The 13,996-nt window shown below is 33.5% G+C and carries 11 protein-coding genes and 3 tRNA genes; 8 read left to right on the plus strand and 6 right to left on the minus strand.

All coding sequences use genetic code 11. The annotated features are described in order from the left end of the window. Both NPY00_RS02560 and mazG read left to right on the plus strand, forming a co-directional pair. Nucleotides 1-933, plus strand: a complete 933-nt coding sequence (locus tag NPY00_RS02560) for a lipid A biosynthesis lauroyl acyltransferase (RefSeq protein ID WP_269020459.1) — start codon at nt 1-3, stop codon at nt 931-933. A gap of 29 nt (nt 934-962) precedes the next feature. Beyond that, nucleotides 963-1,787, plus strand: coding sequence for a nucleoside triphosphate pyrophosphohydrolase (mazG, locus tag NPY00_RS02565; protein ID WP_269020460.1), 825 nt, complete (start codon nt 963-965; stop codon nt 1,785-1,787). Between the two features lie 133 nt (nt 1,788-1,920). Here mazG and NPY00_RS02570 read toward each other — a convergent pair whose 3' ends face one another. Next, nucleotides 1,921-2,265, minus strand: a complete 345-nt coding sequence (locus NPY00_RS02570; RefSeq protein ID WP_269020462.1) for an iron-sulfur cluster assembly accessory protein — start codon at nt 2,263-2,265, stop codon at nt 1,921-1,923. 511 nt (nt 2,266-2,776) lie between these two features. Between NPY00_RS02570 and NPY00_RS02575 the strand changes: the two genes are divergently transcribed. Next, a tRNA-Pro gene (locus NPY00_RS02575) sits at nt 2,777-2,853 on the plus strand. Nucleotides 2,854-3,040: 187 nt separating this feature from the next. On the opposite strand, the gene NPY00_RS02580 is transcribed toward NPY00_RS02575, so the two are convergent. Beyond that, a complete protein-coding gene (locus NPY00_RS02580; RefSeq protein WP_269020463.1) occupies nt 3,041-3,538 on the minus strand; it encodes an Hsp20 family protein in 498 nt (165 codons plus the stop codon). 275 nt (nt 3,539-3,813) lie between these two features. Here NPY00_RS02580 and NPY00_RS02585 point away from each other — a divergent pair, with 275 nt between their 5' ends. The 3 genes from NPY00_RS02585 (at nt 3,814) to NPY00_RS02595 (ending at nt 5,881) form a co-directional block, all read left to right on the plus strand. Further along, nucleotides 3,814-4,761, plus strand: a complete 948-nt coding sequence (locus NPY00_RS02585) for a serine aminopeptidase domain-containing protein (RefSeq protein WP_269020465.1) — start codon at nt 3,814-3,816, stop codon at nt 4,759-4,761. Between the two features lie 591 nt (nt 4,762-5,352). Next, entirely contained in the window at nt 5,353-5,715 is a 363-nt protein-coding gene (gene cpdR / locus NPY00_RS02590; RefSeq protein WP_269020466.1) for a cell cycle two-component system response regulator CpdR, read from the plus strand. Between the two features lie 91 nt (nt 5,716-5,806). Next, nucleotides 5,807-5,881, plus strand: a tRNA-Val gene (locus NPY00_RS02595). Between the two features lie 274 nt (nt 5,882-6,155). Here the strand turns inward: NPY00_RS02595 and NPY00_RS02600 are convergent. The 3 genes from NPY00_RS02600 to NPY00_RS02610 all read right to left on the minus strand — a co-directional run bounded on the left by NPY00_RS02600 (nt 6,156) and on the right by NPY00_RS02610 (nt 9,987). Continuing rightward, nucleotides 6,156-7,544 (minus strand): amino acid permease, encoded by a 1,389-nt coding sequence (locus NPY00_RS02600; RefSeq protein WP_269020469.1) that lies wholly within the window; start codon nt 7,542-7,544, stop codon nt 6,156-6,158. A gap of 505 nt (nt 7,545-8,049) precedes the next feature. Further along, complete coding sequence (gene hutH / locus NPY00_RS02605; RefSeq protein WP_269020470.1) at nt 8,050-9,585, minus strand: histidine ammonia-lyase; 1,536 nt, start codon at nt 9,583-9,585, stop codon at nt 8,050-8,052. Nucleotides 9,586-9,910: 325 nt separating this feature from the next. Further along, nucleotides 9,911-9,987, minus strand: a tRNA-Arg gene (locus tag NPY00_RS02610). A gap of 277 nt (nt 9,988-10,264) precedes the next feature. Between NPY00_RS02610 and NPY00_RS02615 the strand changes: the two genes are divergently transcribed. Next, on the plus strand, nt 10,265-11,038 hold the full coding sequence (locus NPY00_RS02615; protein WP_269020471.1) for an NAD kinase: 774 nt from the start codon (nt 10,265-10,267) through the stop codon (nt 11,036-11,038). Nucleotides 11,039-11,183: 145 nt separating this feature from the next. Then, nucleotides 11,184-12,551, plus strand: coding sequence for a DEAD/DEAH box helicase (locus tag NPY00_RS02620; protein WP_269020472.1), 1,368 nt, complete (start codon nt 11,184-11,186; stop codon nt 12,549-12,551). 68 nt (nt 12,552-12,619) lie between these two features. Here the strand turns inward: NPY00_RS02620 and gltX are convergent, their stop codons facing one another. Then, nucleotides 12,620-13,990 (minus strand): glutamate--tRNA ligase, encoded by a 1,371-nt coding sequence (gltX, locus tag NPY00_RS02625; RefSeq protein WP_269020559.1) that lies wholly within the window; start codon nt 13,988-13,990, stop codon nt 12,620-12,622. Nucleotides 13,991-13,996: the final 6 nt, after the last annotated feature.

Consider the following 13,996-nt stretch of genomic DNA (forward strand, 5'->3'; position numbering starts at 1 on the left):
ATGGCAAAGTTTCGTATAAAATTTTTTATATATCGTATTAAAATTATTATCAAAAATTCAATTGAATGGCTGTGGTCATATCTGCTCATTGGTTTTTTAGATATTCTACGATATTTTCCTGCTAAAGTTAGTTTTTCTCTTTTTTCTTGGTTAGCAAAAACATTAGGGCCTCTTTTTCCTCGCCATCAAATTACGCTGAAAAATCTTAGAGCTGCGTATCCGGAGAAAACAGAAAAAGAATTGCAAGAAATTGCAATCGAAATGTGGGAAAATATAGGGTATCTCTTAGCTGAGTATGTTTTCCTTGACAAAATTTTTGATTTTGATCCCAATGCTGAGAAACCTGGTTTAGTTGAAGTCAAAGGCATTGAAATATTTCAACGCTTAAAAAATGAAAAAAAACCGCATATTTTCTTCACAGCTCATACTGGAAGTTTTGAGCTTCTTCCTGTGTGTGCACAAAGTTTTGATCTGGATGTTACTGTACTCTTCAGACCACCTAATAATCCTTATATTGCAAGACGCGTTTTCAAAGCTCGACAAACCTCTATGGGAAATTTGGTTCCATCAAAAGCTGGCGCAGCTTGGGAACTCGCTGCAAAATTAGCGCAAGGTGAAAATGTTGGCATGCTTGTTGATCAAAAATTTCGTCGAGGTATTTCCAGTACTTTTTTTAATCAACCGCTTAAAACAAATCCCCTTATTATAAAACTGGCTCGACAATACAATTGTGATATTTATCCAGCACGTTGTATTCGTCTAGATGGCGGACGATATCGTTTAGAATTATACGAAAATATAGAGCTTCCACGCGATACAAACAATGAAGTCGACGTAGCGGCTTCTGTACAAAAATTAAATGATATTGTTGAATCTTGGGTTCGTGAATACCCCGGACAATGGTTATGGCTTCATCGACGTTGGGATGAATAAATTCTATATATCACATGAAAGAGATATAAGTGTTAGCGTCAAAAGATATAAATAACCTTATTACAATCATTGCCAAATTACGAAATCGCGATAACGGTTGTGCTTGGCATATCAAACAGACATTCGAATCTATCACATCTTATATGATCGAAGAAGTTTATGAAGTTATTGACGCTCTTGAACAAAAAAATTACAGCAATCTTTGCGAAGAACTAGGTGATCTCCTTTTACAGGTCGTTTATCATGCTACAATTGCTGAAGAAGAAGGCAGATTTACTTTTAGCGACGTTGTTTACGCAATTACTGCAAAAATGATTCGTCGCCATCCTCATGTGTTTGGAAATGAAGAACAAAGAAACCTTGGTTTTGTAGAAAATATGTGGGAACACATAAAAAAAATAGAAAAAATCGAACAGAAACATCAAAATCAAAAAGAAAATTTATCAAATAATTTACCAACTGGCTCTCTCTCAAAAGTAAAATCCACCCAGCCAGCAGATCAAGAATCTCTAGCTTTACAAAAAAGTGCAGCTCAAATGGGTTTTTATTGGCGCGATAATGATAAAATTTTTGCTAAAATTGAAGAAGAATTAAATGAACTCAAACACGCGATTAAAGCTGATAACACTTCAAATATAGAGGAAGAATTTGGTGATCTTTATTTTACTGTGCTTAATCTTGCACGAGACTTAAATATTAATCCACAAAAAGCACTAAAAAAAACAAATACAAAATTCCGAAATCGTTTTACCTATATTGAAGAAAATCTTTCCGCTCAGTCAAAAACGCCCGATGATGTATCCTTGAATATACTAGAATCTCTTTGGAATGAAGCGAAAAACCAGTGCGAATGAAAATGTATTCTATTTACAAATGCACATAATTTCCTTCGCTTAATACAACCAACCTGTTATATTTTTAAATTATTGAAAAATCTTAATCTATCTCAATATTTCATTCAGCTTTGCACGCTTTATTCCACTAATTTCATACGGCTGGACGAATCTCTACAGATTCTCCACATCCACACGCTGAAACTTGATTAGGATTATTGAAAACAAAACCTGACCGCAGTGCTGTCACTTCATAATCCATTTGCGTTCCTAATAAAAATAGTACTGCATCACGCGCAATAAAAACACGGGCACCATTCACTTCAACACTATCTGTGTCAGGAATTTCTTCTTTGACAAGTGTAATCGTATACTCCATCCCCGCACAACCACCTTTTTTAAGGCCAAGAAGTATACCGTGAGCATCTTTTGTTTTCATAATCGCTTTAATGCGCTCTACTGCAGATTCTGTTAAACTTATTACTGAAAAATGACTCATCGCTCACTCTTTTTGTTTAACGACCCCTTAGATAATTTTATCTCATTTTACTTATTTTTGCATACCAATTATATCTGGTACATTCACAATAAAACCGCAAGACATCAATCAGAATATTTTCATTTTTTGTATCTAAAACGAAACTTAATTGAAGATTATTAATCTTCTATCTTTATTTCTATTATTATTCGTTCTGTAATCTATGTTAAAAAATAAAAGCCCTTTGCCTAAAATAGAGTCTTTTTTTTAAATTGTCATTTACGCTGAAAAAATGTATGTAATTTCAAAAGCTTTATATAATTGTCTGAGAGGCAATATAAAACATTGAAGAGTACATGTACAATACCCTTTCACTCAATAGACAATAAAATAATACAAAATTTGTTAAATCAATCCTTAAAATTTTAATTTTATATTTTCTCCACCATAAGAAAAAAACTTTACTAGATTTTATTCTGTTTATTTTTTTCTTGCCTTTAAAAGAACAGTCGTTTAGTCGTTTTGAATGTTTCGGAGCGTAGCGCAGCCTGGTAGCGCACTTGACTGGGGGTCAAGGGGTCGTGGGTTCAAATCCCGCCGTTCCGACCATTTTGAAAATAATATATAAGTCTACTGAAAATTTCATTGTTTAAACAAGCATGACGTATTTTCTATAATATTTTTTAACAACTATCTTTATATAAACATTCATTCAGATAACTCATCGTCTTTAATTAAAAATAAAAAAAACGCGAGATTTTATCTCGCGCTGTAAGTGTTTTAAAAATCCATAAAATTATTCTGTAACTTCAACTTTTAAATTTTCTTTGTGCTTATTATGGCCGCTATTATCCCTAGCAATAGATGGTGACGCTTGCACAACAACTTTTCTCGGTTTTAATTCAGCTGGCATTTCTCTTTTTAGTTGAATATGAAGAAGACCATCACTCAGTTCTGCTCCAATAACCTTCACATGATCAGCTAAATGAAAACGTCGTTCAAAAGCGCGTGAAGCAATTCCTCGATAAAGAAATTCTCGCCCGTCATCATCATTCTCAGAAGCTTTCTCACCTTTAATTGTGAGTTGATTGCAATGAGTTTCTATATCAATTTCGTTTTGAGAAAAACCAGCAACCGCCATAGAAATTCTATAAGAATCTTCACTTAAACGTTCAATGTTATATGGCGGATAAGAAGACACGTCTTCCAGTTGTGTTCTAGAATCAAACCAATTAAAAAGGTGATCAAAACCAACTGTTGAACGGTAAAATGGTGAAAAATCTACATGACGCATAATATTGCCCTCCTTTAGAGCGACTGTAATTGACTTATGAAGTCTCCAAATGGCAGACTTACTTACGAAGCAACAATCCCATCATGGCGATTGTATAATCTTTATTTGGGAATAAACTTTTATTATTTCAACTCTCTTTTATGCTTCAATTTATAAAAGCGTATCAAAACAAGATAATAATTTCTTAATCACTTTAAAATTAATCTAAATGCTCTCTTTATTTTGTGTCTATTTTTTACATATAACTCTAAAAATACACTATAAAAGGATATTCATTGAAAACGTCTCCTTACTCTACGAATTGTGATTGTTCTTCTTCACAGATTCAGAATGGTTATTGTAAAATAACCAGTGATTACAAACTTCGTTTTGCAGCAATACATCCTACTGTGGAAAAAACAAAAGGAACTGTTATCATTCTTGGAAATTACAAAAATGTTCTAGAGGAATATTTTCCAGTGATGCGTGAAATGTCTCAACGTAATTTTGATGCAGTAATATTCGACTGGTCTGACCAAAATGAATTACAATCTAAAAAACAGAAAAAAAAACATCACGATTATTTCGATATAAATAGTAATCTTAATAACTTAGATATATTTCTTAATGAATTTGTTTACTCTGATTTCCCTCAACCTTACTATATGCTCACCTATGGTATGGGTGGATTAATAGCACTCAGCGGATTAGAACTTATCAACCATAAATTCAATAGAATGCTCTCCGTTTCTCCTTTTTTTGCTCCATTAGGGCATCAAACAAATGGTTTTCAGCATAAATTAACTCAGATTTTTTCCGATATAGGACTTGGCTTTCTTCCTGTTAAAAGTGGAAAACAATTCAAACAAACAAGGAATAAAAATATACAACTTAGACCACATCATAAAGTGTCTTTATCTTCCAATCGTTTTACAAAACCATTAACATCTCGATGGATAGCATCAGTCCTCAATACGATTGACATTATAAAAACAAATATGATGAATGATCATTTACAAACTCCCACATTATTTATCCTTGCCAATCAAAATAATATTGCAAACAACATTGAAGTGCGAAAATTATGCCAATACACACATAGAACAGAAAGTATAACAATTACAGGTGCTGAGCTCGATACAATTATACATAGTGAATACTATCGAAAACAATTTTGGGCAATATTTGACGCATTCATTCCTGGAATCATCTCTTCAGCACAAAACTTTTCCAAAACTTTATAATGGGTTACCATAAAGAGAAAACTAATATGATGTTTCTCTGCTTATAAGACAGAGCCATCTTGCATCACCATAGTGAAAAATAATTTTGATTGCATAAAATGTTTACAAAAAAACAGAAACTATTGATATCAATCATCAAAAATAAAAATTATCGGAAAAAATAGATATATCAATACCAAATTCACACATTGCGCAAGTTTACATCAATACACTCACACAAAACAAATAACATCAAAAGTATTTTTGACTGTACAATATTTCAAAATAACAAAGCAGCAAATAAATATTCTCATTTGTGAGGATTCGAAAATATTCAAAATGAATATAATTTTAAAATCGGTGTATTTTAAATTAAAAACATTACAAAATAGAATTTAAAAATCCAGCTATCTCTCCTTTTCCTATATCACGCCATATTTTTAATTTACACCAATTTAAAATAAGCACTCTACCCTATAAAAAAATATCATTATTAACCATTTCGCCACTCATTTGTATTATAAGCATTTTATCGCTTTTTTTACAAATACTCTATATTGTATAGATCGATATGGCAGAAAAATATGAAAAACGAAATAATTGGACATAACCATGAAACGAATTCTACTTGCGGAAGACGATAATGATATGCGTCGCTTTCTAGCAAAAGCACTAGAGCGTGCAGGCTATGAAGTTATCGATTTTGATAATGGCGCTAGCGCATACAAACGTTTACAAGAAGAGCCTTTTTCTCTTCTATTAACTGATATTGTCATGCCAGAAATGGATGGAATTGAGCTAGCACGACGTGCCACTGAAATCGATCCCGATTTACGTGTCATGTTTATCACGGGTTTTGCAGCAGTGGCATTAAATTCAAGCAATGATGCCCCACCGGATGCTAAAGTGCTTTCTAAACCATTTCATTTACGTGAATTAGTTAATGAAGTTGAAAAAATGCTTATTGCTGCTTGAAAACACTTATAGATTATTCGTGTTTCGTCAAATAAAAGTAAATTAAGCATTGACGTTTATAGTTATATATGGTGTATGCGCCATTATAAATGGGCGTGTAGCTCAGCGGGAGAGCACTACGTTGACATCGTAGGGGTCACAGGTTCAATCCCTGTCACGCCCACCATTAATTCTAATAAAAAAATAAATGATTCTATTGATTCTTTTTCAAGACACAAACTCTGTGACTGGCAAAAGTAATATGTTTAAAATTATACGTTAATCATTAACTAAAATCAAAAAAATAGTAAGAAAATATTTGAGCAAAAACTTGATATTCTTTTTCTCAATTATCTAATGTCGTTCTTTGTGACTTTTTGTACAGATTAATCATATTCGAGTATCTAAATCATGATCTCTTAATTCAAATCTAATATTACACAATTTACATTATTGTTAACTTAAGCTTTTTTTATATTTTGATGTATTTTATGTTTTCTTAAATTAAAAACTTTCAATGTATAAAAACAAACAACAAGTCCAAAAATCCAAACAACTCCTATAATCAAAACTGGAAACGTATTATCAAAAAACCATAACAAAACAAAAATAAAAATCATAAATGAAATAGCAAAAATTGATCCTATTGGCCAAAATGGAATGGGAAATTTTAAATTATGGTGCTCTTTTTTAGATATTTTAAACCGCATAAAAACATGCGAAAATAAAATCATCATCCAAACAAAAACCGTTGCAAATGTTGCCATTGCAGCAATAAGAAAAAAAAGTTTGTCATGATAAAAATAATTTAAAAAAACGCCAAAAAAGAAAATTCCGAGCATTAATAAAATAACAAAAATTGGGATGCCATTTTTTGATAAATACTGAAATTTTTTAAATGCATAACCTTCTTGTGATAATCCGTAGATCATGCGACTAGCACCATACATTTCAGTATTAATAGCTGAAATTGCCGCCACAACAACAATGATATTCAAAATATTAGCTGCCGATGAAATACCAAGACTTTCAAAAACTGAAACAAAAGGACTATCGATAAGACTAATTTCATTCCAAGGATAAAGTGACATTAAAACTGCTAATGTCATAACATAAAATAACAAAATACGCGCTGGAATGGAATTAATCGCTTTAGCAATTGTTGTATCAGGATTTTTTACTTCCATCGCTGCCATACCAACGATCTCAACTCCACCAAAAGCAAAAACGACAACACTAAAACAAGCAAAAAAACCACCCCAACTATTTGGAAACAGACCTCCATGGTTCCATAAATTATGAAAACCTGTTGTGGAAGTTCCCATATTCCAATTAAACAAAATAAGTGTTATTCCTGCAATAATCATAGCAATAATAGCTATAATTTTGATGAAAGACAGCCAAAATTCTAATTCACCATATATTTTTACAGCTGCCAAATTAATACCAGTAATCACAAGTGTAATACTCAGAGACCATATCCAAGGCGAAACGCTAGGATACCAAAACCCCATATAAGTAGCAAAAGCCGTTATATCAGCTAAACCAACAAGAATGACTTCAAAAACATATGTCCACCCTGTTAAAAAACCAGCTAATGGAGAAATATAATTTGCAGCATAACGAGCAAAAGAACCAGGAAGTGGATTATAAATAATCATCTCACCTAAGGCTCGCATAACCATAAAAACAGCTAATCCTGAAATACAATAAGCAATTAAAACACTTGGACCAGCTAGATTAATCGCCTGTGCAGATCCATAAAAAAGACCAGTTCCAATAGCAGAGCCAAGAGCTAAAAATATAACCTGACGTTTACTCATACTCCGTTTAAGTTCATTTTCTGTCATTTATTTCTTTCTTCAAATGTTAATCCTCCCTTCATTAAAGACAAACTTTGCAGATTAACGAACACCGGAGTTGATTTAAATGCAAAAAAATCTAACAAATTTTAACAATATAAAATTGTTATTTTTTATTTCATAAAAACAGCGCAATACACACAATCACACCGTAAATGGTGATGTAATACGTAATTTTCCAATCAAAATGTACTTTTTCTCCTTTAAATAAGGAGATATCAACCAAAATAGCCCTACTGTAGATGCTTCTCGCATACCACCATAGAGCCTCTAGATCTAACGCTTTCTGGATTTAACAAAAAAACTGAAAAGGAGCAAGCGCTACAAAGCGACATAAACAACATAACGATAAAAATTATTATTACATTGTTATCAATTTTTTAGAGATGATATATTTCTGTGCATTAAACACAAAAATACATCACCTCTTATAGAGTTTTTTATGAAAATCTAATCAGTAGTTTTCTTTTTTATTTGCTCTCGTGAAACAAAGTTACTTTAAGTCCAACTGTGGAAAAATTTCCGGTAAAATAGACAATAAACATCCTTCACTGACAAGCATATGTCCCTTATTAAGATCTGGAGCCATATAACGATCAACTTCAAGGGTTTCAACATTTTTGCGTAAATGCATCATAACAGACTGTAATAAAGAACTGGTTTTTAAAGGAGCACGACATTCAATTCCTTGTGCAGCAACAAGCGTTTCGATACCAATAATAGTGAAAAGGTTTTCAGTCATCACCAATAATCGACGCGCGCCATGACAAGCCATTGAGACGTGATCTTCTTGATTTGCTGAAGTCGGAGTTGAATCAACTGACGCAGGGTATGCCATTTGTTTGTTTTCAGACATTAAAGCCGCTGCGGTTACTTCAGCGATCATAAAACCGGAGTTCAAACCAGCATTTTGAGCCAAGAAAGCAGGAAGCCCGTAAGAAACGGCGGGATCAACCATAAGAGCAATACGTCTTTGAGAAATTGCACCTATTTCACATAAAGCAAGAGCAATCTGATCAGCAGCAAAAGCCACAGGTTCAGCATGGAAATTTCCACCTGATACAACGGAACCATCACTTAAAATTAATGGATTATCTGTTACTGCATTTGCTTCAATAATGAGCGTTTTTGCAACAGCTGAAAGAATATCAAGACACGCTCCCATAACTTGTGGTTGGCAACGTATACAATAAGGATCTTGTACACGATCGTCATCACTCAAATGCGCAATTCGAATTTCTGAACCTTCTATCAGTTTTTCTAATGTTTTTGATACAACAATTTGCCCATAATGCCCCCGTAATATATGAATATCAGGATGAAAAGGTGCTGTTGAACCCATAATAGCATCCGTAGACATCGCACTCGCAAGAATTCCACCACACAACGCTCGATAACCACGAAAAAGACCTGCAAGTGCAAGTGCTGTTGATGTTTGAGTTCCATTAATAAGAGCTAAACCTTCTTTTGCTGCTAAAACAATAGGCGATAACCCCGCTTTTTTTAAAGCTTCTGCCCCACTCATGCGGCTATTTTGAAAAAAAGCTTCCCCCTCACCAATCATAACAGCTGCCATATGAGCAAGTGGCGCTAAATCACCTGATGCACCAACGGATCCCTTTTCAGGAATTACAGGAATAACTCCTTTTTCAAGCATATCCTCCAACAAATGGATTAATTCTAAACGAACACCAGAAACCCCTCGCCCAAGAGAAATAAGTTTCAAGGTCATTATCAAACGTACAATATTTTCAGCTAAAGGTTTTCCTACACCGCAACAATGAGATAAAATAAGATTTTTTTGCAAAATAGCGACATCATCTACATCAATTTTAATCGAAGCTAATTTTCCAAAACCAGTATTAATACCATAAACAGGTTTATTACCAGCAGCAATTTCAGCAATGCGATCTGCCCCTTTTTTAATAGCCATATGCGTATCGTTATGAAGTTTGCTTATTTCACCATTCCAATAAACAGTCTCAAGTTCACTAAGAGTGACCTTACCGGGATTAAGTATAACAGTCATAATGCTCTTTCTTATTCAATCTAAAATGTCATATAATGTTATTGATTTATCTAAAAAAATAGAAAAATACTTCTCTCATATAATAAAATTATTCTATTTTGAAATATTGTTAAAGTTATTAGTGTATAAACTAACTAATAGTATTAGTAAAACTATCTCGTTAAAAAGATAAAACATACATTTTAGAAGAAATAATCCAAATATAATTAAATAAAACTATAAAATACGTTTTTTTATTTAATTTAAGCATTAATTATTTGTTGATAGCTTCATTGAAACCAATAATAAAAAAATTGGATAAGAATGTTATATAAAATAAAAAATATGGTGCACCCGACAGAATTCGAATCTGTGACCTCTGCCTTCGGAGGGCAGCGCTCTATCCAGCTGAGCTACGGGTGCTTAAGCATCACCAAATCAATATTGGCTTTTTAACTGATCATACTCTTAGCTTCAATGATAAATCATTATTCTGAGTAAAAAATTATAAAAAGGATATTTTTTCATCTTCTACATGATAACACAATAGTGTGATTTTATACTACTCTGCGAAGATTCTTTTCATGAAACAAACTATTCTCAAAAGAATGCTGCTTTTAACAGACATATTTCTTATACTAGATTTCTAAATTTTAAAAATACATGAAAAATAAGCCATAAATACTAGGACAGCTCTTATATGACTACATTACCAAAACATTTTCATTTTATTGCAGCTGAAACTGAAAAAGCCATCAAAGCTGCCAATAAATTAATTTCCATTTATGGTCATTCTTCTCTCGAAGAGTCCGATGTTGTCATTGCTCTTGGTGGTGATGGAACTATGTTACAAGCAGTACGAAACGTCATGAATACTGGAAAATCTGTTTATGGTATGAATCAAGGCTCCGTTGGTTTTCTTATGAATGAATTTCGTGAAAAAGATTTACCAAAACGCATTGCGACTGCACATAAAAAAGAAATTCACCCTTTGCGTATGATCGCTTATACTGAGAATCAAGAATATGTTAAAGCACTTGCGATCAATGAAGTATCTTTATTCCGCCAATCTTACCAAGCAGCTAAAATTCGCATCAGCATTGATGATAAAGTACGAATGGAACAACTCAGTTGCGATGGTATTCTTGTTGCAACACCAGCAGGATCTACTGCATATAACTTATCTGCACGAGGACCTATCCTCCCTCTCATAGCACCCCTTATGGCGCTCACTCCTGTGAGTCCTTTTCGTCCTCGATATTGGCATGGAGCATTACTCCAAAATACTGCAACTATTCGCTTTGATATGCTTGAACCTAATAAACGTCCCGTTAATGCTGCAGCTGATAATGTTGAAGTAAAATCAGTTCATTCCGTTACTATTTCATCAGCAACAGAAGTAACGGCCTCTATTCTGTTTGATCCTGATCATTCATGGGATGAGCGAATCTTATCTGAACAGTTTCGCCATTAATTTTCTTCATTATCTTTTTTATATATAATATTTAGTATAATGGTTGTAGTTGACTTTTTTATAAATGCACCTTAACCCTTTTGAATAAATATAGAAGTATTTAACCTTACTTATAACTTGGATAGCTATGTTAAAATTGTAAAAAATGGTGCAATCTTTGAACAATTTCGATCACTTAGGCCTTTCAGAGAAGGTTGTTAAAGCAGTAAAATCAGCGGGATACACAGTTCCAACACCTATTCAAAGTGAAACAATCCCTCATATTCTTCAAAAAAAAGATGTTTTAGGTATTGCTCAAACGGGCACGGGAAAAACTGCTTCGTTTGTTTTACCCATGCTTACCTTACTCGAAAAAGGTCGAGCAAGAGCAAGAATGCCTCGCACTCTTATACTAGAGCCAACGCGAGAACTTGCAGCACAAGTCGAAAATAATTTCGATAAATATGGAATAAATCATCGTTTAAATGTTGCCCTTTTAATTGGAGGAATTTCTTTTGAACATCAAGATCGTAAACTTGAACGAGGTGTGGATGTTCTCATTGCAACACCAGGACGCCTTCTTGATCATTTCGAACGTGGAAAATTACTCTTAGTTGGTGTTGAAATTCTCGTCATTGACGAAGCTGATCGTATGTTAGATATGGGCTTTGCTTCTGATATTGAACGCATTTGCAAACTTACTCCATTTACACGCCAAACATTGTTTTTTTCAGCAACAATGGCACCAGAAATCGCAAAATTAACAGAGCAATTTCTTCATTCCCCTGTATATATTGAAGTAACAAAAGCATCTTCAACAGCCCAAACAATTACACAACGACTCGTAAAATCTGGAAGTAAACCGTGGGAAAAAAGAGCTGTTTTACGAGAACTCATTCATAATGAGGGGAGTGAACTTAAAAATGCTATTATTTTCTGCAATAGAAAAAAAGATATATCTGAGCTTTTTCACTCACTTCTAAAACGTAACTTCAATGTAGGAGCACTTCATGGTGATATGGATCAACATGCACGTATGAATATGCTAGCCAATTTCAAAGATAATAAAATTACATTTCTTGTTGCATCTGATGTTGCTGCGCGTGGACTCGATATCCCAGATGTAAGCCATGTTTTCAATTATGATGTACCAACACATGCTGAAGACTATGTCCATCGAATTGGTCGAACAGGACGCGCAAAACGAAGTGGAAAGGCTTTTACAATTGTAACAAAAACTGATGAAAAATATATCAGTGCTATTGAAGAAATAAGCAAAGAAAAGATCGAATGGCTCGATGGAGATCTATCAACTTTAACAACTCATAAAAATAAAAATGATGTTGTTTCAAAAAAGAAATCTGCAAGAACATCAAAGAAAAATATTGATAATGAATCCAATGCTCAAATCAAAAAAATGCAAAAAAAATCTCCTTCGCAGAATCAACATCTCCATAAAGAAGATAAAGCTTTTACACCTTTAGGATTTGGTGAGGATATTCCTGCATTTATGCTGATAAAAATTCGTGATTAAACAAAAAAATCAAACAGTAGAAGTTCACTGTAAAATGAACAAAACACTTCTTACCATTTTTATTTCTCTTAAATGGTCAATCGATTTATTATTTTGTTACGACCCAAGAGAGGCAAAAGTTTCCCCATTTCAGGCCCATGGTCTATTCCAGTAAGCGCTTGACGCAACGGCATAAATAACGCTTTTCCTTTACGTCCTGTTTTTTCTTTTAATGCCATTGTCCAAATCTTCCAGCTTTCATCACTCAAAGCATCTTTGGGCAATAAATCAACGGATTGCCGTACAAATTCACGATCTTCAAGTGCAACTGTGTCAAATTTTTTCTCATCATGAATAATTTCCCACCATAAAGCTGCATCATTGACTTTATCAATATTGTTTTTTATAGCTTCCCAAAAATATTTTACTTCGTCTCCATAAATAGAAAGCTGTTCAAGACGTGTTTTTACGTCTTCATAAGTTAATTCATGAACAAGGTGACTATTCAATACACAAAGATCAGCAGTATCAAATTTTGCAATCGATTTTGATGTATCTTGCAAACTAAAATGTTCTAAAAGAGTCGCTTGATTAGAATAAGCACACACATTTTGCGATGTTCCAATCAAAACAGAAAGACATTGAATAGCCATTGATTCAAATCCTTCTTCTCGTAAAGAACGAATAGAGAGATCATTATTGCGTTTTGAAAGCCCTTTTCCTGAAACTGTTGTCAATAAATTAATATGACCTAAAATCGGTACTTTTGCATTGAGAGCTTTAAAAAGAGCAATTTGTGTGCCTGTATTGGTAATATGATCATCCCCACGAATAATATGTGTAATACCCATATCTATATCATCAACAACAGAAGGTAGCGTATACAAATAACTTTCATCTTCACGAATTAACACAGGATCTGAAAGAGACGCTAAATCTATTGTCTGTTTTCCTTTAACAATATCATCCCAATGAACTTCTGTTCTCTTAGTGTGAAACGGATCATTTTCAAAATTAGGTAAAAGAAAACGCCAATGAGGCTTGCGTCCTTGAGCTTCAAATGTCTTTTTATCTTCTGGTGTCAATTTTAAAGCAGCACGATCATAAACGGGAGGTAATTTGCGTGAAAGCTGAATTTTACGACGCCGTTCTAATTCTTCCACAGTTTCATAACAAGGATAAAGAAGACCACGCTGCTTCAAATTTTCCGTAATTTCATCATATCGACCAAATCGCTTTGATTGATAATAAATTTCATCCGGTTTAACATCCAACCACTCAAGATCTTGCAAAATACCATCAACATATTCCTGTCGAGAACGCTCAATATCTGTATCATCATAGCGTAAAATAAATATTCCACTATGAGCCTGTGCATAAAGCCAATTGAACAGCGCAATACGCGTATTCCCAATGTGAATATAACCTGTTGGAGATGGGGCAAAACGGACTTTTATCATAAAATC

The organism is Bartonella sp. F02 (assembly GCF_026929975.1).
In the GTDB taxonomy this organism is placed as follows: domain Bacteria; phylum Pseudomonadota; class Alphaproteobacteria; order Rhizobiales; family Rhizobiaceae; genus Bartonella.